At 64.9% G+C, this 26,511-nt stretch carries 22 protein-coding genes and 4 pseudogenes; 14 read left to right on the top strand and 12 right to left on the bottom strand.

Annotated elements, in window-relative coordinates; translation table 11 throughout:
- The first annotated feature begins 1 nt into the window (after position 1).
- From LRS09_RS30345 to LRS09_RS15755, 4 genes and pseudogenes are all read left to right on the top strand, one after another.
- Positions 2-343, top strand: a complete 342-nt coding sequence (locus LRS09_RS30345) for a 3-hydroxyacyl-CoA dehydrogenase family protein (protein ID WP_374684919.1) — start codon at positions 2-4, stop codon at positions 341-343.
- Positions 340-1,068, top strand: a complete 729-nt coding sequence (locus tag LRS09_RS15765) for a GntR family transcriptional regulator (protein WP_257807757.1) — start codon at positions 340-342, stop codon at positions 1,066-1,068. Before LRS09_RS30345 ends, LRS09_RS15765 begins: the two co-directional genes overlap by 4 nt.
- Before the next feature lie 63 nt (positions 1,069-1,131).
- Positions 1,132-1,899 (top strand): annotated as a pseudogene (locus LRS09_RS15760) (SDR family NAD(P)-dependent oxidoreductase); the annotation flags it as partial.
- A gap of 15 nt (positions 1,900-1,914) precedes the next feature.
- Entirely contained in the window at positions 1,915-2,694 is a 780-nt protein-coding gene (locus LRS09_RS15755; protein WP_257810209.1) for an SDR family oxidoreductase, read from the top strand.
- Between the two features lie 13 nt (positions 2,695-2,707).
- On the opposite strand, the gene LRS09_RS15750 is transcribed toward LRS09_RS15755, so the two are convergent.
- The 5 genes from LRS09_RS15750 to LRS09_RS15730 all read right to left on the bottom strand — a co-directional run bounded on the left by LRS09_RS15750 (position 2,708) and on the right by LRS09_RS15730 (position 9,617).
- The gene (locus LRS09_RS15750; RefSeq protein WP_257807756.1) at positions 2,708-4,237 is read right to left on the bottom strand and encodes a sugar ABC transporter ATP-binding protein; all 1,530 of its coding nucleotides are present in this window, start codon (positions 4,235-4,237) and stop codon (positions 2,708-2,710) included.
- A complete protein-coding gene (locus LRS09_RS15745) occupies positions 4,234-5,343 on the bottom strand; it encodes an SMP-30/gluconolactonase/LRE family protein (protein ID WP_257807755.1) in 1,110 nt (369 codons plus the stop codon). The genes LRS09_RS15750 and LRS09_RS15745 overlap by 4 nt, the downstream gene beginning before the upstream one ends.
- Positions 5,327-7,477: an SMP-30/gluconolactonase/LRE family protein gene (locus LRS09_RS15740; protein WP_257807753.1), complete on the bottom strand. Its 2,151-nt coding sequence runs from the start codon at positions 7,475-7,477 to the stop codon at positions 5,327-5,329. The genes LRS09_RS15745 and LRS09_RS15740 overlap by 17 nt, the downstream gene beginning before the upstream one ends.
- A 68-nt stretch (positions 7,478-7,545) precedes the next feature.
- Positions 7,546-8,565, bottom strand: coding sequence for a sugar ABC transporter substrate-binding protein (locus LRS09_RS15735; RefSeq protein WP_257807752.1), 1,020 nt, complete (start codon positions 8,563-8,565; stop codon positions 7,546-7,548).
- Between the two features lie 56 nt (positions 8,566-8,621).
- Positions 8,622-9,617 (bottom strand): ABC transporter permease, encoded by a 996-nt coding sequence (locus LRS09_RS15730; RefSeq protein WP_257807751.1) that lies wholly within the window; start codon positions 9,615-9,617, stop codon positions 8,622-8,624.
- Positions 9,618-9,732: 115 nt separating this feature from the next.
- Between LRS09_RS15730 and LRS09_RS15725 the strand changes: the two genes are divergently transcribed.
- Together LRS09_RS15725 and LRS09_RS15715 are read left to right on the top strand one after the other, a co-directional pair.
- Positions 9,733-10,464, top strand: coding sequence for a GntR family transcriptional regulator (locus LRS09_RS15725; protein WP_257807750.1), 732 nt, complete (start codon positions 9,733-9,735; stop codon positions 10,462-10,464).
- An 80-nt stretch (positions 10,465-10,544) separates the two neighbouring features.
- A pseudogene (locus LRS09_RS15715) lies at positions 10,545-12,080 on the top strand (class I adenylate-forming enzyme family protein).
- Between the two features lie 423 nt (positions 12,081-12,503).
- On the opposite strand, the pseudogene LRS09_RS15705 reads toward LRS09_RS15715, so the two are convergent.
- Positions 12,504-13,884: pseudogene (locus tag LRS09_RS15705) on the bottom strand (PLP-dependent aminotransferase family protein).
- Between the two features lie 304 nt (positions 13,885-14,188).
- Here LRS09_RS15705 and LRS09_RS15700 point away from each other — a divergent pair.
- The 8 genes and pseudogenes from LRS09_RS15700 to LRS09_RS15665 all read left to right on the top strand — a co-directional run bounded on the left by LRS09_RS15700 (position 14,189) and on the right by LRS09_RS15665 (position 21,062).
- Positions 14,189-14,671: an MSMEG_0572/Sll0783 family nitrogen starvation response protein gene (locus LRS09_RS15700; protein WP_257807745.1), complete on the top strand. Its 483-nt coding sequence runs from the start codon at positions 14,189-14,191 to the stop codon at positions 14,669-14,671.
- 40 nt (positions 14,672-14,711) lie between these two features.
- Positions 14,712-15,764, top strand: a complete 1,053-nt coding sequence (locus LRS09_RS15695; protein WP_257810208.1) for a Nit6803 family nitrilase — start codon at positions 14,712-14,714, stop codon at positions 15,762-15,764.
- Positions 15,691-16,810: pseudogene (locus LRS09_RS15690) on the top strand (MSMEG_0568 family radical SAM protein). The gene LRS09_RS15695 and the pseudogene LRS09_RS15690 overlap by 74 nt, the downstream one beginning before the upstream one ends.
- Positions 16,807-17,349 (top strand): MSMEG_0567/Sll0786 family nitrogen starvation N-acetyltransferase, encoded by a 543-nt coding sequence (locus LRS09_RS15685; protein WP_257807744.1) that lies wholly within the window; start codon positions 16,807-16,809, stop codon positions 17,347-17,349. Before LRS09_RS15690 ends, LRS09_RS15685 begins: the two are co-directional and overlap by 4 nt.
- A gap of 1 nt (position 17,350) precedes the next feature.
- Positions 17,351-18,355: a sll0787 family AIR synthase-like protein gene (locus tag LRS09_RS15680; RefSeq protein ID WP_257807742.1), complete on the top strand. Its 1,005-nt coding sequence runs from the start codon at positions 17,351-17,353 to the stop codon at positions 18,353-18,355.
- Complete coding sequence (locus LRS09_RS15675) at positions 18,352-19,512, top strand: MSMEG_0565 family glycosyltransferase (protein WP_257807741.1); 1,161 nt, start codon at positions 18,352-18,354, stop codon at positions 19,510-19,512. Before LRS09_RS15680 ends, LRS09_RS15675 begins: the two co-directional genes overlap by 4 nt.
- The gene (locus tag LRS09_RS15670) at positions 19,505-19,813 is read left to right on the top strand and encodes an MSMEG_0570 family nitrogen starvation response protein (protein WP_257807740.1); all 309 of its coding nucleotides are present in this window, start codon (positions 19,505-19,507) and stop codon (positions 19,811-19,813) included. The genes LRS09_RS15675 and LRS09_RS15670 overlap by 8 nt, the downstream gene beginning before the upstream one ends.
- Positions 19,794-21,062 (top strand): MSMEG_0569 family flavin-dependent oxidoreductase, encoded by a 1,269-nt coding sequence (locus LRS09_RS15665; protein WP_257810207.1) that lies wholly within the window; start codon positions 19,794-19,796, stop codon positions 21,060-21,062. Before LRS09_RS15670 ends, LRS09_RS15665 begins: the two co-directional genes overlap by 20 nt.
- 144 nt (positions 21,063-21,206) lie before the next feature.
- Here the strand turns inward: LRS09_RS15665 and LRS09_RS15660 are convergent, their stop codons facing one another.
- The 6 genes from LRS09_RS15660 to LRS09_RS15635 all read right to left on the bottom strand — a co-directional run bounded on the left by LRS09_RS15660 (position 21,207) and on the right by LRS09_RS15635 (position 26,490).
- Entirely contained in the window at positions 21,207-22,040 is an 834-nt protein-coding gene (locus tag LRS09_RS15660) for an ABC transporter ATP-binding protein (protein WP_257807739.1), read from the bottom strand.
- Positions 22,037-22,897: an ABC transporter ATP-binding protein gene (locus LRS09_RS15655; protein ID WP_257807738.1), complete on the bottom strand. Its 861-nt coding sequence runs from the start codon at positions 22,895-22,897 to the stop codon at positions 22,037-22,039. The genes LRS09_RS15660 and LRS09_RS15655 overlap by 4 nt, the downstream gene beginning before the upstream one ends.
- Complete coding sequence (locus tag LRS09_RS15650) at positions 22,897-23,739, bottom strand: ABC transporter permease (RefSeq protein WP_257807736.1); 843 nt, start codon at positions 23,737-23,739, stop codon at positions 22,897-22,899. Before LRS09_RS15650 ends, LRS09_RS15655 begins: the two co-directional genes overlap by 1 nt.
- A 3-nt stretch (positions 23,740-23,742) precedes the next feature.
- Positions 23,743-24,771 carry an ABC transporter permease gene (locus LRS09_RS15645; RefSeq protein WP_257807734.1) on the bottom strand — a complete coding sequence of 343 codons (1,029 nt, stop codon included), beginning with the start codon at positions 24,769-24,771 and terminating at the stop codon, positions 23,743-23,745.
- A gap of 100 nt (positions 24,772-24,871) precedes the next feature.
- On the bottom strand, positions 24,872-25,081 hold the full coding sequence (locus tag LRS09_RS15640) for a hypothetical protein (protein ID WP_257807733.1): 210 nt from the start codon (positions 25,079-25,081) through the stop codon (positions 24,872-24,874).
- Complete coding sequence (locus LRS09_RS15635) at positions 25,078-26,490, bottom strand: ABC transporter substrate-binding protein (protein WP_257807731.1); 1,413 nt, start codon at positions 26,488-26,490, stop codon at positions 25,078-25,080. The genes LRS09_RS15640 and LRS09_RS15635 overlap by 4 nt, the downstream gene beginning before the upstream one ends.
- Between the last annotated feature and the right edge of the window lie 21 nt (positions 26,491-26,511).

The following is a 26,511-nucleotide window of genomic DNA, read 5'->3' as shown; positions in this document are numbered from 1 at the left end:
GATGGACCTGTGCGCCTCGATCGGCAAGCAGCCGATCCGGGTCAAGGACGTGACCGGCTTCGCCGTCAACCGGCTGCTGCACGTGATGATGATCGAGGCGGTGCGGTTGGTGGAGGAAGGCGTGGCCTCGCCCGAGGACATCGACCTCGCCTGCCGGCTCGGTCTCGGCCATCCGATGGGGCCGTTCGAACTCATGGATGCGACCACATCGAGCCTGTGCCTCCAGGCACAGCAGATCATGTTCGACGCCTATGGCGAGCGTTTCCGTCCACGTCCCCTCCTCAAGCAGCGCGTGCAGGCCGGTTATGTCGGCGGCCGCGGCCGAAGGGGTTGGCGCAAATGACCGGCCAGGCTGCCGATATCCGGAGCGGCGACCGGCCCCGCCTCAGTTCTTCCGACCAGATCGTGCGCGACGTCGTGCGCGGACTCTACGAAGGCCGCTTCGTCGCCGGCCAGCGCCTCGTCGAGCCAGACCTGATGCGCCTCTACGGCGTCAGCCGCGGCACGGTCCGGGAGGCGCTGAAACGGCTCGCGGCCGAGGGCGTCGTCAGCATCACCGCCTTTCGCGGCGCGCAGATCAGGCACCTGTCCCGCGCTGAGGCGCGCGATCTCCTGCAACTGCTCGAGGTGACGATTGGCCTCGCGGCCCGCCTCGCCGCCCAGAACATCGCCTCGCCGCGGACGCGCGAGGCCTTTATCGCCGCCTGCGAAAACCTGTCCTCCTTTGCCGGACGCGGGGATTCGTTCGACTTCGTCCAGGCGCGTAACCGCTTCTATCGCGCGATGACGCGGGCCGGCGGCAATGCGGAGGTCGCACGCGCCGTGCGCGGCTTCCGCGTCCATCTGATCCGAACCTATCTGCGTCCGCCGGTCGAGGAGCGTTTCGCGGATTATCGCGAGATGGCGGAAGCCATCCTGAATGGCGACGCCGAGGCGGCTGAGGCGGCTGGCCGCCGCCATATCCGCCGCTCGCTCGACGCGCTGGACGACGCGCCAGATTCCGTCTTCGCCCCGGCGGGGCCTGCGCAACCCGGGATCCTGGACGACGAGGAATTCGATCGTGGATGACGCCGCCACTCGCGCCGTTCGACTGATCGTCGGGCAAGGCCACCCCTTTGCGAGGACCATTCCGTGAGCAGTCTCTTCGACCTCGCCGGCAAGCGGGCAATCATTACCGGATCGTCGCGCGGAATCGGCCGCGCCGTGGCGGAACGGATGGCGGATGCGGGAGCCCGCGTGGTGATCTCATCGCGCAAGGCGGACGCTTGCGACGAGGTCGCCGACGCAATCAACAGGCGCCATGGCGACGAGCGGGCGATCTCCGTTCCCGCCAACATCTCCGACCGCGAAAGCCTCGAACGGCTGGTGGACGCCGCCGGCTCGCGCTGGGGTGGGGTCGATATCCTCGTCTGCAACGCCGCCACCAACACCCATTTCGGCCCTATGTCGGGAATCACCGACGAGCAGTTCCGCAAGGTGTTCGACAGCAACGTGCTGGCCAACCACTGGCTCATCTCGATGGTCGCGCCGCAGATGCGCGAGCGCCGCGACGGCGCGATCACCATCATCTCCTCCATCGGCGGACTGACGGGGTCCGCGACGATCGGCGCCTACAACATCTCGAAGGCGGCCGACATGCAGCTGGCGCGCAACCTCGCGATCGAGTTCGGCGGCGACAATGTCCGCGTCAACTGCATCGCGCCGGGGCTGATCAAGACCGACTTCTCCCGCGCCCTGTGGAGCAATCCCGACGTGAAGAGCGGATATGAGGCAAAGACGCCGCTCGGCCGCATGGGCGAGGCAGACGAGATCGCCGGGGCGGTCATCTTTCTCTCGTCGCAGGCCGGTTCCTTCGTGACCGGACAGACGATCGTCGTCGACGGCGGCATGACCATCGCAGGAGTACCCAGGCGCATGAAGATCGCCGGCAGCACCATCGTCGTCACCGGAGCGGCCAGCGGCATCGGCGCAGCACTGTGCGAGGCCTTCGCGCGCGCCGGCGCGCGGACCGTGGTGGTGTCGGACATAGACGAGACCGGCGCCAAGAGGGTCGCAGAGAGCATCGGCGGACTGGCGGTTCGCTGCGACGTCTCCAGCCGCCGCGAGATTGAGAGCCTGGTGGAACAGGTGGAGCGCGAGGCCGGGCCGATCGACCTGTTCTGCTCGAACGCCGGGATCGCGGCCGGCTTCGATCAGAGCTTCGTCAATGCCGCCGCTGCACCCGACGCGGCTTGGGAGAAGGCCTGGGCGGTCAACGTCATGGCGCATGTGCATGCGGCCCGCATCCTGGTGCCGCTGATGAAGGCGCGCGGCGGCGGGGCGTTCCTGCAGACGATCTCGGCGGCGGGCCTGCTCAACCAGGTCGGCAGCGCCGTCTACGGAACCACCAAGCATGCCGCGATCGGCTTCGCCGAGAACCTTGCGATAACCCATCGCGACGACGGCATCGAGGTGTTCGCCCTCTGCCCTCAAGGCGTCGACACGCCGATGCTGAGGGGCCTGCCGGAAGGTCCACAGTCGAACGACGGCGTGATGTCCGCGCAAGCGGTGGCGGCTGTGACGCTCGCCGCGATCGAAGAAGGCCGCTTCCTGATCCTGCCGCATCCAGACGTCGCCAAATACATGCAGCGCAAGGTCGCGGACTACGACCGCTGGCTGGACGGAATGGCGCGCCTGCAGCGTTCGATGAAGTAAAGCCTACGCCGAGTCAGTGGATCGCGGCATACATGATCTTCTCCTCGGTCGCCTCGGCGCGCGGCATCTCCTCGACGATGCGGCCGCCGCGCGCGACGAGGATGCGATCGGACACCGCCAGAATCTCCGGCAGATAGGACGAGATGACGATCACCGCTTTGCCCTGCGCGGCGAGATCGCGGATCGCGGCATGGATCTGCGGGATCGCGCCGACGTCGACGCCGCGCGTCGGCTCGTCGAAGATGATGACTTGCGGCTCCTGCGCGAGCGACTTGGCGACGACGACCTTCTGCTGGTTGCCGCCGGAGTATTCGATGATCTTGAGGCTGCGCTTCAGCGCCGAGATCGACAGCGCCTTCACCCAGCGGTCGGCCACCGCCTTGCGTTCCCTGAGCGAATAGAGCCAGCGCTTGCCCTTTGGCGAGGCGAGATGGCCGAGATAGATGTTGTCGTCGGCCGTCATGGTTTCGAAGAAGCCGTCGAGCTTTCGATCCTCGGTGATGTAGACGATGCCGTCCTCGACGGCCTGGCGCGGAACGCGGTAGCGGATCGGCTTGCCGTTGAGCGCGATCAGCCCGCCACGCAGGAAGTTGCGTTTCCTGGCGCCGCAGATGATCTGCGCCGCTTCGGTGCGTCCCGCGCCGACGAGGCCGGCCATGCCGACCACCTCGCCGGCATAGGCCGAGAACGACATGTTCTTGACCACGTTGCCCATGGTGATGTTCTCGACCGACAGCACCTTGCGCCGCTCCGCTACGATGGGCACGGCACGGCCCTGCACTTGCCCCCCCACCTCGGCGGCGCTCGTGGCCGAGACATCGCGTCCCACCATCATCCTGACGATCTTCGCCCGGTCCAGTTCGCTTGCGGGCTGCGTCGCGACGAGTTTTCCGTCGCGAAGCACGGTGATCCGGTCGGCGATCTTCAGCGCTTCCTCCAGCGCGTGGCTGATGAAGATGATGCCGACGCCTTCGGAGCGCAGCCGCCGCAGCAGATGGAAAAGATGCTGGATCTCCTCGGGCGTCAGGCTCGCGGTCGGCTCATCGAAGATGATGACCCGCGCATTGTGGCGCACTGCGCGGGCGATCTCGACCATCTGCCGCTTGGCGGTGCCGAGCGTCTCGACGAGCGCCAGTGGATCGACGTTGAAGTTGAGCGCCTGCTGCGACTGCTGGGCCGCGATGTTGATCTTGCGATAGACGGTGACCAGCTTCTCCATGCCGAGCTCGAGGTTCTGCGCCACGGTCATCGACGGCACCAGGCTCGTCTCCTGGTAGACCATGGCGACCCCGTGCCGGAGCGCCTCGCCCGGCGAGGCGAAGGAAACCTTCTCGCCGCCGAGGAAATAGTCGCCCGACGAAAGCTGCACCGCGCCGGCGATCGCCTTGCACAGCGTCGACTTGCCGGCGCCATTCTCGCCGAGCAGCGCGTGGATCTCTCCGGGCCTGAGATCGAAGTCGACACCGTTGATGGCGTGGACACCGCTGTAGACCTTGCTTCCGCTGGCGATCCTGAGCACCGGCTCCTTCGTCATTTCGCTCATGACCGTCCGCCCGTTGCGACAGCAGTTCCGGCAAGCCTGCCGTGTCCCTTGGAGACGGCGATCAGCAGTCCGCCAGCCTCGGCGACGTCGGTGATGCCGTGAACGGCGCCGGACACGCGGCTGTGCAGGCTCTCGAAGGTGTTGCCCTGGCCATCGATACGCGCCACCAGCCCGTAGGAGCGCGGTGGTGCCCAGGGCTTCTGGATGCCGAGCTTCTTGATGCGCCCGATCTGCGTCGGCTCACGGTAGTCGACGTGACCGCCGAGCGTCGGCCCGATCCACAGCGCCGGGGGCACGGTCGCCATCATCCGCCTGCGGAAGTCGTCCTCACGCAGCACGAACTCCGTCAGTTGCGTGCGCATCGCGAAGAAAGCGATCCAGAAGCCGCCCGCCGAGGCAGGCGCCATCCGGCAGGGATAGCCGGCGAAGTTCTTGGCGATCACGTCGACGTGGCCGGTGTCGAAGGCGATCGACAGGAGCCGGTGAGTCCAGGCTTCGGCGACGAGCAGGCTGCCCGCGCCGTTGGCGGCGACGCCGGACGGCCACGACAGACGGTCGGCGATGATGCGCGCTCCGGAAAAATTCGCCGCACAGACGACGACCCGGCCGGAGCCCGGCCGCTTCTCCATCATGTCCTGCAGCCAGCGGTCCGGTCCGTTGTGCCGGGAGCCCTCGGCCAGTGCGATCGATCCATTGGGGAGGACCGCGATCGCCGTTACGCAGGACAGCGGCGCATCGCCCGCCCTCTCCAGCCGTCCGGCGACCTTGCCGTCGCGGCCGACCGCGACGATGCCTCGTCCCGCGACGGCTGCCAGAATGCGTCCGTCGGGATGCGCGGCGAGGCTACCGACCGCGCCATCGAGCTCGGCGAACGGCGTGCGTTTCGAAAAGCCATCCGAAGCATATCGCACGATGCCGGTGCCGGCAGAGGCGTAGACCGTGCCTGTCGCGTCGACGCAGATGCCGTCGACGCCGGCGAGCTCGTCGAGGGTCGCGGCGTCGTCGAGGCGGCGGTTTGGCGAGAAGCCGCCGTCTAGCACCGGAATCGCGTGGAAGTCGCGATTCGGGAAGAAGACGCGGTCGAGGATGTCACGCGCCAGCGACATGAGCGTCCCCCTTCGCGTTCGCGGGTCTGCCTGCGTCCTTGCCGTAATAGGAGTCCCAGCTCGTCCAGCTCTGGTCGGCATCCGGCAATTTCAGGCGGCCGATGCGGTTGTTCTCCAGCCCGCCGATGTAGAGATAACCCTTGTGCTCACGCATGGATGTGATCGTCGGATGGTTGGTCGCGCCAGGGTCCCACAACGACTCCAGCACGTTTCCGTCGTCGTCGAACTTGATGACGCAGCCGTAGTTGATGCCCGGGCACAGCCATTCGTCTGGCGGGATCTGCTTGACCATCCTGACCCGGAAGGCAGGATCCTGCATCGCGAGATCGAACACCGGCGAGCGGATGCCCACGAAAGCCAGCCAGTAGGGTCCGTCCGAGGCCCGGTTGATGTTGTCAGGATAGCCCGGCAGGTTATCGACGAGGATCTCGAGCTCGCCCTTGCGCTCGCCCTCGATCCAGTAGCGATAGATTCGGCAGAGCCAGGTGCTGACCCAGTAGACGCAGCGCCCGTCATGCGAGACGCAGACACCGTTCGGGAAGGTCAGGTTGCGCAGGACGACAGACGTCTTCTTCGTCTTCGGATCGTAGCAGAGAAGGCGGCCGTTGCCTCGCCCCTCGAAGCCGTCGAGGGCCCAGTCAGCCAGATCGTATCGCGTCGAGGCGTCGCTGAAAAAGATCCGCCCGTCCGGCGCGATGTCCAGGTCGTCGGCGAGCAGCAGGCGGGAATCGTCCTTCAGCCGGTACCATGTGCGGTCGGTCTCGTCGGTGATCTTGAAGACGGTGCGGTCGGGCCTGACGCCATAGACGCCCATGCCGGCGACGCAGGCAAGGATGTTCTCGTCCTTGTCCATCGCGAGACCGAGCGGCCTGCCGCCAATGCGGGCGAACTCCTCGCGGACCTCGTAGTCGGGTGCGAGGAAGCGGATGATCGAGCCGTTCCGGTTCACAGTGTAGAGATTGTCGTGCCGGTCGAGGATGATGTCCTCCGGCCCCTCGATCTTGTCGAGCGCGATCGCCTCGACCGAGGTGAGACGGTCGTTCTCGGCATAGACGCTGCCGCTGCCGCGCTCGATCGACGGCGGCTCCCTGAAGTCGACCAGCGTCGGCGAGACATAGATCTTCTGCAGGATCTTGCTCTTGTTCTTGACGAATTTGACGTTGAAGCCGACCGCCAGAAGCAGGATGAAGCCGATCGCGGCGGTGGTCAGGCTGCCATGCGTGCCCAATTGCACCAGGCCATTGATCAGCAGGAAGATGATCGTGGCGCCGATCAGCGCACGACCGATCGTGCCGCGGCCTCCCGCGAGGCTGATCCCGCCGACGACGGCCGCCGCAAGCGCGTTCACCTCCCAGCCGACGCCCGTGTCGGTGCCGGCGCTGCTTTGACGCGCGGCGTAGAGGAAGCCGGCGAACGAGGCCAGGACACCGGATAGGACGTAGGCGAGGAACAGCGACCGTTTGACGTTGATGCCGGCATGGCGCGCTGCCTTGCGGCTGGAGCCGACGGCCATGATGTGGACGCCGGAGCGGATGCGCGTCAGGTAGAGATGCGCGATCAGGCCGATCACAATCAGGCAGGCCATGTTGAACGGAATGCCCCAGACCGTGCCGATGCCGACGAAATCCCAAGCGGGACTGTCCGCGTAGCCGCTGGCGAGTTCGGTCGTGTAGGCGGCCGTGGCCTTATTGTAGGCAGCTCGGACGATGATGAGCATGACCATCGTCGTCAGGAACGGCCGGGTCTTGGCGTAGGCGATCAGGCCGCCGTTCAGCGCGCCGATGAACACGCCCCAGGCGAGCGTGCCGGCCAGTACCATCGGCAGCGGCCACTCCTGGACGAGCAGGAAGTAGAGCGCGAGGAAGTTCGCCATCGCGAACACCGCGCCCACCGACAGGTCGATGCCGCCCGACAGGATCGAGATCGCCATCGCCATGGCGACGAAGGCCTGCTCGGGGAAGCTGCGCATCAACTGCTGGAGCTGGATCACCGACGCATAGTCGGGAATGGCGATGATGAAGGCGCCGAACACCACCAGCATCAGCGTGAATGGAACGATCGGTTCCATCCAGCGCTTCTCGAGCAGTTCGCTGATCAGCAGTTGGGGCGAGAGACGATACCAAAGCCGCCGCACGTTTCACTCTTCGGTTGTCATGGAGAGGAGCCGGCACCCGATCGGGTGCCGGCGGCTTGCGGTGTGCCTTACTTCACCACGGAGAAGCAGTAGCGGCGGTCCTGCGGGCCGGAGACCCAGTAGTTCGTCGTGTAGAAGGCGTAGTGCGTCGAACCGGCCGGACGATCGTCTTGCAGGAGGGCCAGAGCGGCGGCCACGATGTGTTCGCCCTGCAGGTTCGCCGTGTAGGAGAGGTTCTTGGTGTAGAGGCCCTGCTCGACCATATCGCAGTCGGCGGGCTGCCCGTCGCTGCCGACGAAGATCTTCACCTTGCCCTGCAGTCCGGCATTCTTCACCGCTTGCGCCGCGCCTGCCGTCTGCGGGCCCCAGACGCTGATGATGCTGCACAGGTCCGGGTGCTGCTGCAGCACGTTGGTCATCACTTCGGACGCCTTGTTGGCGTCCCAGTTCACCGGCTGCGAGGAAACGATGTTGATGGTCGAATCCTTCTGAAGCGTCTCGGTCGCCGCCTTGGTCATGTCCAGCGAATAGGCCGCGGTTGCCTCGCCCTGCAGGATCGCCACCTTGCCGTTGCCCTTGCCGGACCCACAGGCGGCGAGCGCCTCCTCTGCGAGCAGGCGGCCCATCTTCGGCACGTCGACGCCGACATAGGCGTCCGTCGTCGTGTTCGACGACATGTTGACCTGGATGACCTTGATACCGGATTCCATCGCGCGCTTAAGTTCACGGGCGAGCAGTGTCGTGGTCGGATTCTGCACTATCAGGATGTCCGGCTTCTCGTTGATCAGCGTGCTGACCGCCTGAAGCTGGACGTCGGACTTGAAGTTCGGGTCGCGGACGGTGAACTCGATACCGTGGTTCTCGAAGTTCTCCTTCATCACGCGGGTCCACTCGGACTCAAGCACGCCGAGCCACACCGGGACCCAGGCGATCTTCTTGCCCTGCGTCGCCTTGGTGAAATCCTCAAAGAGCTGCTGGCGTGGGTCCGCCGCCTTGGACGGAGCCACGGCCGCGATGCTCGCGGCGGCCAGGATTGCGGCGGATAGCCCGAGCCTCACGGCGCGTGCTGCTGTCATGAAAGTCGACATGGTTTCCTCCCTTAACGCCGAACGGTGTGGTGGCCGCGCCACGCGGCCAGAACTCGTCAGTCGCCCTGTTTCGCGGTCTCCTCGTCTCGCGGATGGACGTAGCTGTCGAAGACGATGGCGACGAGAAGCACGGCGCCCTTGATGATGTTCTGCGTCTGCACGTCGAGATTCATGATCGTCATCGCGTTGAGCAGCACGCCGATCAGCAGCGTGCCGGCGATGACGCTGAGCACGTTACCGCGACCGCCCACGAGGCTTATGCCTCCGAGCACGACCACAAGAATGACGTCGAAGATCATCGTCGATTCGGCGATCTGCAGGTGCATGAGCGAGGTGGAGGCGACCATGACCACGCCGCCGACATAGCCGATCGCCGCACAAAGCCCGTATTCGATCATCGTCAGCGGCCGAGTCGCGATTCCGCTCAGCCGCGCCGCCAGTGCATTGTCGCCATGGGCATAGATGAAGCGTCCGATGACCGTGTACGACAGGAACAGATGCACAATCACCGCGCAGGCGGCGAACACCAGCACGGGAACGGGTATGCCACCGGCGATTGTGCCGCCTATCGCCTGGAACGTCTCGTGCCCAGGCTGCAGGAAGACCTGGTAATGCGGGACCACGAGTGCGCGGGTGACTCCGAGCGTCAGCAGGCTGGTCGCGAGCGTCGTGAACAGCGGGGGTATCTCGATCACGGAGACCAGCCACCCGTTGAGCACACCGATCAGTACCGCGATGATGAGGCCGACCGCGAGTGCCAGTGGGACCGACATGCCGCCATTGATGAGCGTGACCGCGATCGCCGAAGATACGGCTAGCGTCGCGATCTGCGACAGGTCGATGCCCCGGCCAATGACGACGATGGCCATGCCGAGCCCGAGGATACCGAGAATCGAGACGTTTCTTGCCAGGGTGAAGAGGTTGCCGACGGTGAAGAACCCCGCCAGCGAGATGCTCAACAGCACAAAAATCACGGCAGTCAGGGCAAGCACAAGAACGCCCTGGTTGGGCTTGCTGTCGCGCTTCCCGGTCTGCGGCCGGCCGGACTCCATGATCTCCCCCCGCCACTCTCTCCCGGCTTCACCGCCTCCACGACGAAACCCCGACGTTGAGCGTTGTATATTGCAGTTTATTTGTTATAACAAGACCCATACGGGAGGAAGATAGATGTCGAGTCCATCGACACTGGAGAGTGGAGGGCCCGGTTCGGGGGCTTTCGGCGGTCAGATTTCGCGCGAAAGCCTGAGCCAGCAGGCCTATGTGGCGATTCGGCAATCGCTGATGCGGAGCCGGCTTCGGCCTGGACAGAAACTGATAGCCCGACAGGTTGCAGACGAACTGGGGATCAGCGTCACCCCCGTGCGCGAATCGCTGCTTCGCCTCGTTTCGGAGCATGCGCTCGCGCTCGACGACCGGGGCACGGTGATCGTTCCCGACGTCACCCTCGCGCGTTGCGTAGAGATCAGGGATCTCAGGATGCTTGCGGAAGGTGAAGGAGCCGCCCGAGCAGCCGCCCGAGCCACAGATGCGGAAATCGCCGTGCTGGAGCAGATCCACCAACGCTACATGGCCACCGAATTGGAGAGGAACTACGAGGCCGCCCTGCAGGAAAACGAGGATTTCCACTTCACGCTCTGCCGCATGGCAGGCTCCCGCGTCCTGTTCGGCATCGTGGAGAATCTCTGGATCCAGTTCGGCCCGGTCCTGTCCTATCTGTATGACGGCGGCAGACGGCCGTTCCACGGACGGACCCACGGGCACATCCTTGTCATCGAGGCGCTGCGCCGCCGTGATCCCTTGGAGGCGCGCGAGGCGATCGCGCAGGATATCCTGATCGGCGGCCAGGTTGTCGTCGAGAAGCTCTCCGCCATTGCCCAACCTCCCATGGAGCTGACGTGAGTAGACTGCAGGACCGGTATTGGAGCGCCGACAGGCTTGGCGGCGACCTGCGGGAGGAGGTCCACTTCGACGGCCGGCCAATGCTGTGCTACTCGGAGCGGCCCGCGACGCTGTGGCAGATGTTCTCCGATATCGCAGGCAGATTTCCCGACCGGCCGGCCCTCGTCGAGGGCCGACGCCTCACCTATCGTGAGCTCGACGCCGCGGTGGCGCGGACCGCCGGCGGCCTCGCCGCAGCCGGCTTTCGCAAAGGCGACCGGCTCGCGCTGCTCCTGACCAACCGCTGGGAATATCTCGCGATCGTGCTGGCCTGCGCCCGGATCGGAGTGATCGCCGCATGCCGGTTGGAACACGTCAGCAGCGGCCGGAGCTGGAGTTCCTGCTCGGCGACTGCGGCGCCAAAGGTTTGATCCTCGACGACGCGCTCGCGGCGATCGTGCCGGACAGGACAGCCGTGCCGGCGATGACACACATCTACTGCATGGACGGTGCGGTCCCGGGCGCCCGGCCCTTCGCCGACTTGCTGGCCGTTGCCGATCCCGCCCCGGCGCCCGAGCAGGTCGACGAGGAGGACACCGCCGTCATTCTCTATACGTCGGGCACGACCGGACGTGCCAAGGGAGCCATGCTCACCCATCTGGGCATCATCCACTCGGCCCTGACGTTCGCGCGCTGCCTGCGGCTGACGCATGAGGATCGGGCCCTGGTCGCCGTTCCTATGGCGCATGTCACCGGTCTCGTCGGCGTATCGCTCGCGGCGATATGTGTCGGCGGCGCGGTCGTGATGATGCGGCAGGCTTTCAAGACGGAACCATTCCTTGCACTCGCCAGCCGCGAACGGATCACCTTTTCCATCCTCGTCCCGACCATCTACACCCTGGCGGTGATGAACCCGGCGATCGACGAGGTCGATCTGTCGTCATGGCGGATCGGCTGCTTCGGCGGCGCCCCGATGCCGGTCGCCACCATCGAAAAGCTTGCCGAGAAGCTGCCGAACCTGGCCCTGATCAATGCCTACGGCGCCACGGAGACAACCTCGCCGACCACTGTGATGCCGCTCAGCGCGTGGCGTGACAACAGGGACAGTGTCGGGCAGATCGTGCCCTGCGGAGCGGTCAGGATCGTCGATGCGGACAACGCGGACGTGGCGCCCGGCGAGGTCGGCGAGCTGCTCATTGCCGGGCCGATGGTGATTCCCGCCTATCATGCGCGCCCCGAGGCCAATGCGAGCGACTTCGTCGACGGCTACTGGCGCTCTGGCGACCTCGGCTCCATCGACGCGAAAGGCTTCGTGCGCATCTTCGATCGCCGCAAGGACATGATCAACCGAGGCGGCCTGAAGATCTTCAGTGCGGAAGTCGAGAACGTGTTGAGCCATCATGACGACGTGCTCGAATGCGCCATCATCGGCAGACCGGATGCGGTGCTTGGGGAGCGGGTACGCCTTCGTCGTGGCTCGCGAAGGCAGCGCAGTAGAAGCGGAATCGGTGCGACGCTTCTGTGCTGATCGGCTTTCGGACTACAAGGTTCCTGAGAGCGTCACAGTCCTGCACCAGCCTCTTCCGCGCAATAGCAACGGCAAAATCCAAAAGAGCGTGCTGAGACAGCTGATCTGACGCTGAACGAATGAGGCTTGGCCTTCGCGTGAACTGCATGGGCAGTAGGGAGCAGGTCTGTCATCGATGAGTTCTATTGTGTCCTGGATGTCGTATGGGGAAGTCGACCCTGCCGCCGTCCGCGCTGAAGAAATGGAGATGCTTCGGCAGGACGGAGACGGTCATAGCCTCCCCCCCACCGGGACGCCAATCGGCGTCCGCGCGCGCAGGACAGTTTTCCCCAGCCGCGCGGTGAACGTCAGTCCGCCATCTGTTGCGTGCCAGACGCGATGCCAGGCGGCCTCAAGCAGGTCCGCCGGATCAAATCAGGGGCTCGTCGAGTTCTCACGGAGCTTGGCAAGCGCAGACTTCCCGTCGCCATCCAGCAGTTGGTTCCTGCGCCGGGCTATCCAGCGGCCCGAATCCGCCCCCACAGGCGAAGACCTAGAACGAGCTGGCCACCATCTCGGGCGGCGCGTCGAGAGCGTGGGCCATGAACTCAAGCCCGCGCTCCAGCTGATCGCGCGAGATCGGTCCGCCGAGGCCGATGCGGACGGCCTCCGGCGGCGGTCCCGAGACTATGAAGGCGTCGCTCACCACAATGCCTATGCCCGTCGCGCGGGCATGGCTGGCGAAGGCCGAACGCGTCCACCCGTTGCGCAAAGGCAGCCAGATGTTGAAGCTGAGCGAGTCGGACAGATAAGCTACCCGGTTCGAAGAAGCGCATGGCGATGCGTTCCCGCGCCGTTGTCTCGGCCCGAATGAAGCGCAGGATCGTGTCGGCCGTCCCGTCCTCGATCCAGCGCGTCGCGACCGCCGCCGTCAACGGCGAGGTCATCACCGCGATCGCTCGCATGGCGCTGCCGAAGGACCATGCTGCGCGGGCGTCCGGCGCCACCACATAAGCGAGCCGCAGCCCCGCACCGATGCACTTGGCAAGTCCGGCAATGTGCCAGCATATGTCGGGAGCGATGGCCGCGAGCGGTGCCGGTCCGCATGTCGGAATGAAGCCGTAGGCGTCATCCTCGACGATCGGCACCTTGAGCCGACGCGCAATGGCGCAGATCTCGCCGCGCCGGCGCTCGGGAATGGTGATCGTGGTCGGATTCTGCAGCGTCGGATTGAGGTAGATCGCCTTCGGCGCATGCCGCCTGATCGCCTCCTCCAGCGCCGCCGGGATCACGCCATCGCGGTCCATCTCGACGCCGACAAGATTGAGGCCGAGCTGGGCGGTGATCGAACGCACCCCCGGATAGGTGATCGCCTCCGAGAGGATCGTGTCGCCGGCCTTGGCGAGCATACCGAAAATGCCGACCAGCGCCGGATGTGCTCCGGGCGTGATGAAGATGCGCTCTTGCGCCGGCACCAGCGCCCGCCGCCCAAGCCAGGCCGACGCGGCATCTTTGTCGAGTCTCGAGCCGCCAAAACCCTGGTAACGCAGCAAAGGCAAGAGGTCGCGCGCGACGCTGGCAAACCCTTCCCGCATGCGCTCCAATAGCGCGGGGTCGTCCGGCTCCGGCGGCATGTTCATGGAAAAATCGGCGGCATGCAGGCGGCGCGGATCCACTTCGTTCCGTGGGACGATGCGCCGAACGAACGTACCCCGGCCGATGGTTGATTCCACCAAGCCGCGCTTGCCGGCCTCGACATAGCCACGGGCGACCGTGGTGAAGTCGACGCCGAGCCTGTCCGCGAGCTGCCGTTGCGGCGGCAGCCGGTCTCCCGGCGCCAGCCTTCCTTCCGCGACATCGCGGCTGATCGCTTCCGCGATCGCTAGATAACGCGGTCCTTCGCTGTCGACGATCGACGGAGTCCAACTCTTCATTCAATCCCCCTCATTCATCGTGAAATGAATGCATATTGTTGCATATCAATCGCCGGAGGTCCTTGCAATGCCAGATTGACTTCATATTGTTGCATATCGTCGTGATGCCCATTTGAGCAACGTCCGGTCGGGATTCGAGCGGCCTTGGCGGAGGATTGACCCTAGTCTTATCCATATTGACTGCATTTTTCATCCACGACGCCGTCGATGGCATGAGAAATTGACTGCACCAAACTTGGCACAATGATTGCGTCGTCCTTTTACGTGCCCCTCCGGGCAAGCTCTCGCGAAAGGAGTCTACGCAATGCCAACCGTCACGCAGCCGCCGCACAAGAAGGGCGATTTCTTTGTCGACTATGAGCAGAAACTGTTCGAAGACGTGAAGGCCGAGCCCGGCGAAAAGGCGCTCGTCACCTTTCACACCGTCGCCTTCGAAGGCTCCATCGGGTTCGTCAACCTGCTGCAGGCGACGCGCCTCCTCCGCAAGGGCTTTGAGACCTCGGTGCTGCTCTACGGGCCGGGTGTGACGCTGGGCGTACAGCGCGGCTTCCCCAAGATCGGTGACGAGGCGTTCCCGGGCCATCTCAACTTCAACAACCAGATCACGAAATTCATTTCCGAGGGCGGCAAGGTCTATGCCTGCCGCTTCGCTCTGCAGGCGCTGTATGGCCATGGCGAGCCGTCGCTGATCGAAGGCATCACGCCGATCAGCCCTCTCGACGTGCTCGACCTCGTGTTGCTCCATCGCAAGGCCAACGCCTTCATCCTCGACACCTGGACGCTGTGACGATGTCCGGCGGCTCTGGCCCGCCGTTCCCCTAGAAAGGATAAGCCATGCCGACCAGTCCGACCGTACGCGCGTCGCCGCCGTGCAGATTGCGCCTGATCTCGGCTCGCGCGCCGGTACCATGGAGAAGGTTCTCGCCGCAATCGACGAGGCCGCCGGCAAGGGTGCTAGGCTCGTGGTCTTCCCTGAGACCTTCGTGCCCTGGTATCCCTACTTCTCCTTCGTGCTGCCGCCGGTGCTGTCCGGCAAGGAGCATGTTCGGCTCTATGAGAACGCGGTCCCTGTGCCCGGCGCGGAGACGGACGCCGTGTCTTCCGCGGCGAGGAAGCATGGCGTTGTCGTCGTCCTCGGCATCAACGAGCGCGATCATGGATCGCTCTACAACACACAGCTCGTCTTCGATGCTGACGGCTCGATTCTGCTTAAGCGCCGCAAGATCACGCCGACCTTTCATGAGCGCATGATCTGGGGCCAGGGCGACGGTGCCGGTCTGACGGTGGTCGACACCGCCGTCGGCCGCGTCGGCGCGCTCGCCTGCTGGGAGCACTACAATCCGCTCGCCCGCTACGCGCTGATGGCGCAGCACGAGGAGATCCATGTCGCACAGTTTCCCGGCTCGCTGGTCGGGCCGATCTTCGGCGAGCAGATCGAGGTGACGATCCGCCATCACGCGCTGGAAAGCGGCTGCTTCGTCGTCAACGCCACCGGCTGGCTCTCCGAGGAACAGATTGCCTCGGTAACGCCGGATCCCGTCCTGCAGAAGGCGCTGGTCGGCGGCTGCATGACCGCGATCATCTCGCCGGAAGGCAAGCATGTCGTGCCGCCGCTGACATCGGGAGAAGGCATCCTCGTCGCCGACCTCGACATGACCCTCATCGTCAAGCGCAAGCGCATGATGGATTCGGTAGGCCACTATGCCCGGCCGGAACTTCTCAGCCTCTCGCTCGATCCGCGGCCCGCCGCGCCGCTTCACCTCACTCAGCCTTTCACGGCCCAATCCGAACTCAGGAGATCCCAGGATGGAGAGCCAGGCGACATTGCCGACCGAGCAGTTGATCAACGAATTACAGTCGTTCGGAGCGCGGCTGGTTGATCCGAAAGCCGGTTCCGAAAGCCGCCGCGGCGGCGCCGGCCCGTCCGACCATAAAGCCATGACGATAGACGGCATGACCGTCATGGTGCCCCGTGCACACCGCGCCGGCGTTCGAAAGCCCGTATCTGGTAGAGAAGCCGGACGCTTTCGGCAGGAGCAGGATCAGTCGTGAAGGGAGACATGTCGGTGACGTCTCGTTTCCGCTGCGGCCCAACTTCTACGACCTGACGACGGCGGACGGCATCCCCTATTCGCAGATCGCCGTACTGCATGGCCGCGACGTGCTGGCGACAACTGTGCTGCAGACCTGCATTCGCTACCAGAGTCGCACCAAGACCTGCCAGTTCTGCGCGATCGGCCAATCTCTCGCAGCCGGCCGGACGATCGCGCACAAGACCCCGGCGCAACTCGCCGAGGTGGCGAAGGCGGCAGTCGATCTGGACGGTGTCAAGCATATGGTGATGACCACCGGGACGCCGCGCGGCGGCGACCGCGGCGCTGCGGTGCTCGCCGATAGCGCCAGGGCAGTCAAGGCGGCGGTGGACTTGCCGATCCAGGCGCAATGCGAGCCGCCAGACGACGACGTCTGGTACCACCGCATGCGGGGCGCTGGCGTCGACGCGCTCGGCATGCACCTGGAGGTTGTCACGCCGGAACTCCGCCAGCGCATCATGCCGGGCAAGGCGCAGGTGCCGGTGGAAAGCTATCTTTCCGCCTTCCGAGCCGCCGTTCCGGTCTTCGGTCGCGGGCAGGTCTCGACCTACATTCTTGCCGGTCTCGGCGACACGGCGGAAGCGATCCTGAGCGTTTGCGAGACGCTGGTCGCGATCGGGGTCTATCCTTTCGTGGTGCCCTTCGTGCCGATATCCGGCACTCCGCTCGAGAGCCACCCGACGCCCTCGCCCGCCTTTATGCACTCGATCCTTGGGCCGCTGTCGAAGATGCTGGTCGCCGGCGGTCTGAAGGCCACCGACATCAAGGCGGGTTGCGGCAAATGCGGCGCCTGCTCGGCCCTTTCCTCATATGAAAGGGTGCTGGCGTCATGATCTTCGAGCCCTTCCAATCCTTCATGCCAAGCGAATTCCAGGTGAAGTTCGCAGCCTCACGCTGGGAGCGCGAGCAGGCGCATGCGCTACGCCGCATCGTTTTCTGCGAGGAGCAGGGCATTTTCCACGGCGACGACCGCGACGCGGTCGACGACTACGCCATCCCGATCGTGGCGCTTTCCATGTTGGGCGTCGCCGCCGACCGGGTGGTGGGCACGGTGCGCATCCACGAGGAGGAGCCGGGCCTGTGGTGGGGTTCGAGGCTGGCAGTCGACACGGAATTCCGCCGCGTCGGCGACGTCGGGGCGACGCTGATCCGGCTCGCCGTCAGTTCCGCCCACGCGATGGGATGTAGCGTCTTCCTGGCCCATGTGCAGGAGCAGAACGAGCTGCTGTTCCGCCGCCTGAACTGGACCGTGGTCGACCGGATCTCCTTCCACGGTCGTCCGCATGTAAAGATGCAGGCCGACCTGACCCACTATCCGCCCTGCTTCTCGCCGGAGCATGGCTTTGTCGCGCTGCGGCGCCGGGCGGCCTGAGATGGACGGCGCGGCACTCGAAGCTTTGGCTGCTTCTTTGCGGGAAAGCCGCGGCATCGCGGCAAAAGCCGACATCGGCGCGGTCGCGGCGCGGCTCGGGCTGGCCGGTGCGATGGTCGCCGTGGGCGACGATTGCGCGGCGATCCCGGACGGCGAGAACCATCTGCTCTTTGCCATCGAAGGTTTCATGAACGAGTTCGTGGCGGCCGATCCATGGTTCGCCGGCTGGTGCGGTATCATGGTCAATCTGTCCGACATCGCCGCGATGGGCGGTCGCCCGTTGGCCGTGGTCGACGCAATCTGGGCAGACGGCGACGCAAAGGCGACCCCAGTTCTGGAAGGCATGCGGGCAGCGGCGGCGGCCTATGGCGTGCCGATCGTCGGCGGCCACACCAATATCCGAACACCCCAGGTGCAACTTGCCGTCGCCGTGCTCGGCCGTGCCGGCAAAAACCTCCTCACCAGTTTCGATGCCCGGCCGGGCGACGTCCTCATTGCCGCCGTCGACCATCGTGGCGCTTATCGCGAGCCCTTCAACAACTGGCAGGCGGCCATCCAAGCTCCTCCGCAACGGCTCGTGGGCGATCTCGATCTCATGGCGTTGATCGCGGATCGCGGCCTCGCCCGTGCCGCCAAGGACATCAGCCAGGGCGGCATACCGGGCACTGCGATCATGCTGGCCGAGTGTTCCGGAGTCGGTATAGACATTGATCTGGACCAGTTGCCCGTGCCGGAAGGTGTGACGCTCGAACGCTGGCTATCCACGTTCCCGAGTTTTGGTTTTCTGCTCGCATCCGCACCCGAAAACGCCGAAGCGATCGTTGGGCTCTTCACCGGACGGGGCGTCAGCGCCGCGATCGTCGGTTCCATCACCAAGGGGAGCGAGGTCGCCATCGTCTCCGAAGGCCTGCGAGCGCCGATCCGCGACCACGCCGCTTCCGCTCTGATGGGCCTTGCGCCGCTCTCTACAGCGACAGGCCCGACATCCCGGGAGCAAGCGGCATGATAGACCGTCCGCTGCGCATCGCCATGTTGGCGCATTCCACGAACCCGCGAGGCGGGGTGGTGCACGCCATGCAATTGTCGGAAGCCTTGGAGGATCTCGGCCACACGGTCACACTGCACGCGCCGGATAGTTCTGGAAACGGCTTCTTCCGCCGGCCGCGCTGCGACGCCCGAACCTTCCCCGTAGTGACCGCTCCTTCGGGTATGACGGCCATGGTCGAGCAGCGGATCGCCGACTATGTCCGCCATTTCGAGTCAGCGGCTGCTCGGCGCTTCGATCTTTTTCACGCTCATGACGGCATCTCCGGCAACGCGCTCGCCACACTGAAGGAACGCGGACTCATTGCCGGCTTCGTGCGAACGGTCCATCACGTCGACGACTTCGCTGATCCCCGTCTGGCAGAACTGCAGGCTCGCGCAATCCGGGCCGCCGACCGCTGCTTTGTCGTCAGCCGGACTTGGCAATCGCGACTGACTGCGGAATGGGGCATTGCCGCCGATCTTACCGGCAATGGCGTGGCCACGGACCGGTTCGGCCCTCATCTAGACGGAACCGAGCAGCCGCTCCGCGACAGCCTGGGTCTGGGTGCCGGGCCGGTGCTGCTGTCGGTCGGGGGCGTCGAGGTGCGCAAGAACACGGTACGCATCCTCGAAGCGTTCCTCCAGCTACGCCTTCTGTTTCCGGACGCGCAGCTGGTCATCGCCGGCGGCGCCTCACTGCTCGATCATGGCGCCTTCCAGCGGGAGTTTTCCACGCGACTTGCATCGGCCGGTTCCGCAGCTGCCGGCGTGCACGTCGTCGGTCCTCTTGCCGATGCCGACATGGCGCCGCTCTATCGTCTCGCGCACGCGCTGGTATTCCCGTCCGTGCGGGAAGGCTTCGGCTTATGCGTTCTGGAAGCGATGGCGAGCGGAACACCGGTCGTCGTGTCGTCTATTGCACCCTTCACCGAGTATCTGGCGGACCAGGATGCCATCTGGTGCGATCCGCTGAAACCGGCGTCTATCGCCGACGCCATGGCGCTGTCGTTCAATGAAACGCTGCGTCGACGGCTCGCCGAGCGTGGGCTCGCGATCGCTGCCGCGCATGGCTGGGAGCGCGTCGCAAAGGCCCATCTTCCCGCCTATTCGGAGTTGCGGGAGCTCGCCCATGCCTGAGATGCGCTTCGTTATCGTGTGGCCGGATGACAGGAGGGAGGAATGCTATTCGCCCTCCCTTGTCATCAAGGATTACTTTTCAGAGGGGCAGACCTACCCGCTCGACGAGTTTCTGCGGCGTAGCCGCGACGCGCTCAACATCGCGTCCGAGCGAGTGCGTGCCAAATACGGACGGCCCTGCACGTTGGCGCTTGGCCAGCTCCAGCGGATCGAAACCACAGCGGCCCGCTTCCACGACGACCCAAGAGCCACCGTCACCTGCGAAGTCTTCATCCTGGACAATCCCGGAGCCGCATCATGACTCTCAAACCGCAGTAAATGCCGTCGTCATCGGGGGCGGACAAGCCGGATTATCCGCCAGCTACTATCTCTCCCAGCGCGGCATTGACCATATCGTCTTCGAGAAAGAGACCGTCGTGCACAAATGGAAAGACCAGCGATGGGACGCTTTCTGCCTGGTCACGCCGAACTGGCAGTGCCAATTGCCGGACCATTCCTATGACGGGCCGGACCCCCACGGCTTCATGGTCAAGGAGCAGATCATCGAGTATGTCGACGCTTTCGTGCGCAAGGTGAAAGCCCCTGTGCTGGAGAACACGGCGGTGACTGGCGTCCAGCGGCTGGGAACCGGTTTCCGGATCGAAAGCACGGTCGGGACGACCACCGCCGACGCGGTTATCCTGGCCACCAGCCTCTATGGCGCACCCAGTATTCCGCGCATTGGCGAGCGGCTGCCCAGCCATATCGCCCAGATCCACACCGCCGAATACCGCAATCCCGCTCAATTGCCCGAGGGCGCAGTCGTGGTGGTCGGCTCCGGGCAATCGGGGGCACAGATCGCGGAAGATCTGCATCTCGCCGGACGCAAGGTGCATATGGTCACCGGCAACGCGCCGCGCTGCGCCCGCTTCTATCGCGGCCGGGACGTCGTCGACTGGTTGTGGGACGTCGGACAGTACGGAATCACCGTTGCCGATGACGGCATGGGCAAGAAGAAGCACGACACCAATCACTATCTGACCGGACGTGACGGCGGGCGCGACATCGACCTGCGTGCATTCGCACTCCAGGGCATGGCGCTCTACGGCCGGCTATCGAACGTATCGGGCTCCAAGCTGCTGTTCGACCGGGATCTGAGAACCAATCTCGACAATGCCGACCGGGTCTACAATGGCATCAATGCACTCATCGACCGGCACATCGCCGAAAAAGGCATCGCAGCCCCGCCGCCAAGCATCTACGAGCCGGTCTGGCGTCCGGACACGGAACCGGAGTCGCTTGACCTCGATGCCGCTGGCGTGTCGTCCGTGATTTGGGCAACAGGCTTCCGTCCGGACTGGTCCTATGTCGGCCTGCCGATCTTCGATGGCACGGGCTATCCGGTGCATCGCCGTGGCGTGACCAGCGTGCCGGGCGTCTACGTGCTCGGTCTGCCATGGTTATGGACATGGGGATCCGGGCGCTTTCTCAGCGTCGGAAAGGACGCGGAATATGTCGTGTCGGAGCTTGCCTCAGCGTTGCGGGAGACAGCTGCCGGCGTAGCAGCCTGATGCTCACCTCGGATATATGAACCTGCTCGGCAGCACAGCCCAAGCTAGGGCCTTGCGATCGCGCATTGCGGGCACTTACCCTCGGGCTTTGACGTGCTCCCGAGTGCTAGCTGCTGTGCGAACGCAAAGTCTGTATCTCAGTGGTCAATCGGTCACCCTTGCTGCAGCCCGCTGCCTTCCGAGCACGGGAATGGCCGAGATCAGCTGCCTTGTATAATCCGCGCTCGGATTCTCGAACACTTCCTGAGCCTGGCCCTGCTCGACCACCTTGCCGCGGTGCATGACCAGCAGCCGGTCGCTGATCAGTCGGACGAGATTGAGGTCGTGGCTGACGAAGATAAATGCCACGCCGAGTTCCGAGCGGAGCCGCAGAATCGTCTGGATGACGTGCGCCTGAAGCGACGCGTCGAGCGCGGATGTGGGTTCGTCGAGGAGCACGAGCTTCGGCTTCAGCACGATCGCCCGCGCGATGTCCACGCGCGCGCGCTGGCCGCCCGAGAGCTGATGCGGATAGCTGTGCAGCAGGCGCTCGGGCAGGCCGGCATGCGACGCAGCTTCGACGACCAGATCATGAACGTCGCGTCTTTCCTCCGGCGTGCCGAGCCGCTGGACCGGATTGGCGATCGCGTCGAAGGCGCGGAACCGCGGATTGAGGCTCGCCAGCGGGTCCTGGAAGACCATCTGGAGCAACCGTCTTTTCGGTGACGTCCCGAACCTGGCACCGCTCATTCCGGTGATGTCGGCTCCGTCGAAAATGACCCGCCCATCGTCCTGGTCTATCAGCCTGGCGACGATGCGCGACAGTGTCGTCTTGCCGCTGCCGGATTCGCCGACGAGGCCGAGAATCTCCGACGGGCGCACGTCGAAGGAGACGTCGTCGACCGCGTACATCCGGTTGCCGCCGACCATGTAGAATTTCGTCGCGGCCAGAACGCGCAGGATCGGGTTGCCCGGCTGTTCGGAAGCTCCGCTCGTCATGTCTTCATGCCTTCCGGCTGGTCCGAATGGTTGCCCGTCATCGGCCTGAGCTCGTCGGCGCTCGTCTTGCCGTAGGGCAGGGCGTCGAGGAGCGCCCTCGTATAGGGGTGCGTCGGCGCGGTGAAGATCTGGACCGCGTTGCCCTCCTCCAGGATGCGGCCGCCGTTCATGACGATGCCGCGGTCGCAATATTCGCTGGCGAGCGCCAGATCGTGCGTGATGAAGATCACCGCCACGCCGCGCTCCCGGCAGGCGCTGATCAGCATGTCCATGACGAGCTGCTGCGTCGTCACGTCGAGCGCGGATGTCGGCTCGTCCGCGATGATGAGCTCCGGCTCGCAGGCCAGCGCCGCCGCGATGCCGATGCGCTGGCACATGCCGCCCGACAGTTCGGACGGGTAGTTGCGCACGCGATGCTCCGGCATCGGGATGCCGATCTGGCCCATGATGCCGATGACCTTGCGCAGCGCATCCTGCCGGCTGATGCCGGTGCGGTCGTGCGCGCGCACGATGTCGACCAGCGTGTCGCCGACGCGGCGGATCGGGTTGAGGCTAGCCTTGGCGTTCTGGAACACCATCGCCATCCGCCGGCCGCGTATGGTGCGCATCTCCGCTTCGGAAAGGTCCAGAAGGTTCACGCCATCGAGCCTGATGCTGCCGGAGGAGATCCGCGCATTGGGTCCGAGCAGGCGCATGATCGTCATGCCCGTCACCGATTTGCCGGAGCCGGATTCGCCCACCAGCGCCAGGCACTCTCCGCGTTCGAGGCCGAACGAGATGCCGCGCAGGGCCGGCACGAGCCCGCCGCTTCCTTCGAAGCCTAGGGCAAGGTTTTCGATTTCGAGCAGTTTTGCCATCAGCTTCGCCGCCTCGGGTCCATGACGTCGCGGATGGCGTCTCCCAGCAGGGAGAAGCAGAACACCGACATCGCAAGCGCGAGCCCGGGGAAGACGACCACCCACCATTGGCCGGACACCATCATCGAGGCGCCCTCCTGGATCATGATGCCCCATTCCGGCGTCGGCGGCGCGACGCCGAGGCCGATGAAGGCCAGTCCCGCTGTATTCAGGATCGCCCAGCCGAGGTTGAGCGAGATCTGCACGATCACGGGGGGCAGTGAGTTCGGCACCAGGAAGCCGAAGATCACCTGGGCCGTGCTGTTGCCATTGATGATCGCGGCTTCCACGTAGCCGGTTTCCCGCCTGGCGCTGATCTCGGCGCGCATCAGGCGGAAATAGAACGGCAGGTTGATGATTGCCGTCGCAAGCACGATGCTCTCCACCGAATTGCCGAGCACGGCGACCAGCGCCATGGCGGCAACGAAGAGCGGAAACGCCATCATCACGTCGACGACCCGTCCGAGGATGCGGTCGAGCCAGCCTCCCACATAGCCCGACAGCGCGCCGATCGCGGAGCCGACAACCGCCGAGAGGCTGACCGCGACGATCGCGATGGCGAAATCGAGCCTCGCGGCCACGATGACCCGGCTGAAGATATCGCGGCCAAGGTGGTCGGTGCCGAACCAGAACGTTGCGGAAGGCGGCTGCAGCACCTCGCGGAGATTGGTCGAAAGCGGATCGTGGGGAGCGATATACGGACCGATGATCGCGACGATCATCAAGACGACGATGAGGACGGCCGCCAACGCGCCGGCAAGATTGCGCCGCAGGATGAAACGGATGTCGGCGATGGAGAGCATCTGTCAGCCCCGCAGCTTGTAGCGCGGATCGATGATCGCCGAGACGATGTCGATCACCAGCGTCATCACGACGAAGAGCGAGGCCACGATCAGGACGAAGGCCTGCACGGGGGCATAGTCGAGCGCGATCAGCGAGTTGACGGCATAGGCGCCGATGCCGGGCCAGGCGAACAGCTTCTCGATCATCACATTGGCGCCGAGCATCGTCGACAACACCATGCCTGTGGTGGCGAGCACAGGCAGCATGGCGTTCGGCAGCGCGTAGCTGAGAACGACACGCGTCCGCGAGATGCCGAATGCCCTGGCGGCGAGCACATAATCGCTTTCCAGCGAATCGATCATCGAGCCGCGCATCATTCGCAGCAGCGGCGCCACGGCGAAGATCGCCATCGACGCGGCCGGCATCAGCAGCTTGCCGAAGGCCATGCGGAACAATTCCCAGTCCCCGAGGAGCAGGGCGTCGATCGTAGCGAAGCCGGTGATGGGATCGGGCGGAATGATCGAACTGGGCCACCGTCCGATCGGCTCCGCGGCGAGACCCCAGCGGAAATAGAAGAAATAGATGAGCAGGAGGCCGAAGAAGAAGACCGGCATCGCGGCGGCGAAGGACGACATGACGCGGCAAAGCTGGTCGAACCAGGTGTTCCGCCACAGTGCGGCGGCGATGCCCAGCGGCAGGGAAACCACGATGGAGATGACGAACGCCACCACGGCAAGCTCCAGCGTCGCAGGCAGCCGCACCGCGAAATCGGAGATCACGGAGCGCCCGGTCTGCATCGAATTGCCGAAATTGCCGGTCGCGATCTCGCGCAGATAGATGGCGAACTGTTCGAAAACCGAGCGGTCGAGGCCCATCTCGCGGCGGATCGCCTCGATCTCGGCGGGTCCCGCTGTCGGGCTCGTCGCATAGTGGATAGCGGGATCGCCGGGCAGCGCGCGGATCAGGACGAACGTGACGATCAGCACGCCGAACAACACCGGCAGCGCCGTCCAAATCCGCGCCAGGATGGCCTGGGCCAGGGAGCCGTTCATGGTCGATGCGGCCTTCTCGTGCTTTCAGACGCCGTCCCGCGACCCGCCCGCAAGCAGCAAGCTTGCGGGCGGGAAATGGCGGAACGGCACAAGGTGACTATCAGGCTTTCGTCAGATGGCGAAGCTCGAGCGAACGATGGAACATGTAAGTATATCCCCCGATCGCCTCGCTCATCACCGTATCCTGGAAGGCCGACCACAGCGGTATCACCGGAACTTCCGTCCGCGCCAGTTCGATCATCCGCATCACGAGCTCGTCGTATTTCTTCGGATCGGTCTCCCACCGTGCCTTGGCGACAATGTCGATCATCTCCGGATTTGCGTAGCTGCCGAAGTTCCACCGGGTCTCGCCCTGATAGAAGATGCGGAAGAAGTAGTCGGGGCTGCGCAGCCAGGCGCCGGCATTGGCGATGAACAACGGCAGCTTTTTTCCGTGAGCAGCGTGCCCATCTGGCCGGCCGGAATCTTGTCGATGCGCACCTTGATGCCGATCTTGCCGAGAGCTTCCTGCATGAGGGTCGCCACCGGCTCGGCCACGGTTGTGTCGTCCGCGTCGATGGAGAAAGTGGTCTCGAACCCGTCCGGGAAACCGGCCTCGGCGAGCAGGCTCTTTGCCTTGTCGAGGTCCTGCGTGAAGGGTAGCGGCGAAGGCCACTGCGTCGAAGTCACCTCAGCGGCACCGCCGAACATCGGTGTGCCCCGCTCGTACAGGACCGCTTCCAGCATGTCCTGATAGGGCACGCTCCACGCGATCGCCTGGCGCACCTTCACATTGTCGAAAGGCGCGATCTTGTTGTTCATCGCGATGTAGGTGACGGTCGCAGGGTTTGAGATGCCCAGAACCTTGACCTTGCCCGCGCCGAGCAGGTCGGCGATGTCGCGGCCCGGAAGGTCGCGCACGAGATCGGCCTCGCCGCGCTCTGCAGCGATGCGCCGGCTCGCGGCTTGCGGAACGATCTGATAGAGGATGCGCGCGGTGCGGGGTCCGTCGCCGTTCTTCCAGTCCGCGAACGGCTCGAGCACGAACTGCTGGCCGGGCTGGTAGTTGCCGAGCTTGTAGGGGCCGCCGCCGGCGACATTCGTCTTCAGCCACTCCGTCGCCCACGGGTCCTCTGCCGTCGCGTGTTCCTTGGCAACCTTCGCATTGAAGATCGCCGGGAACAGCAGCGCCAGATTGGGCAGCGTGAAGCGGTCGGCGCGCTCGACGTGCACCTCGATCGTGCTGTCGTCGACGACGACGAACTGCTTGGGGTCGGTCATCGAGCCCGTGCCCATCTGGTTCTTGGCCGTGGTCACGTTGACGGCGCGGTCGAGCGACCACTTTACGTCATCGGCCGTCACCGGGCTGCCGTCGTGGAACGTCGCTCCCGCACGCAGCTTGAAGCGGATTACCTTGCCGTCTTCGACGATCTCGTAGCTCTCGGCCGCCTGCGGCACGATATTCTCGTAGTCGTAGATGAAGGCGCCTTCCTGGCCCGGCCCGGTAAGCGGCGCCTGACCGAAGGTGACGAGGCGGTCGTAGACGTTCCAAGTGATGTTGACGGACGGAATGTTGTAGCCGGTGCCTGCCGGATCGAGCGTGTTCGGCGACCCTTCGGCGATCACGCGGATGACGCCGGCCTGCCCCTGTGCGCTGAGCAGGCGCGGATGGAATGTAAGCCCGACGGCCGCGGCGCCGCCGAATGCAAGTCCACTTCTCAGAAAATCGCGCCTATGCATGATATTCGCCTTCCCATTGCG

It is taken from the genome of Mesorhizobium sp. J428 (assembly GCF_024699925.1).
Lineage (GTDB): Bacteria > Pseudomonadota > Alphaproteobacteria > Rhizobiales > Rhizobiaceae > Mesorhizobium_A.
This window is presented reverse-complemented; position numbering and strand designations above follow the sequence as displayed.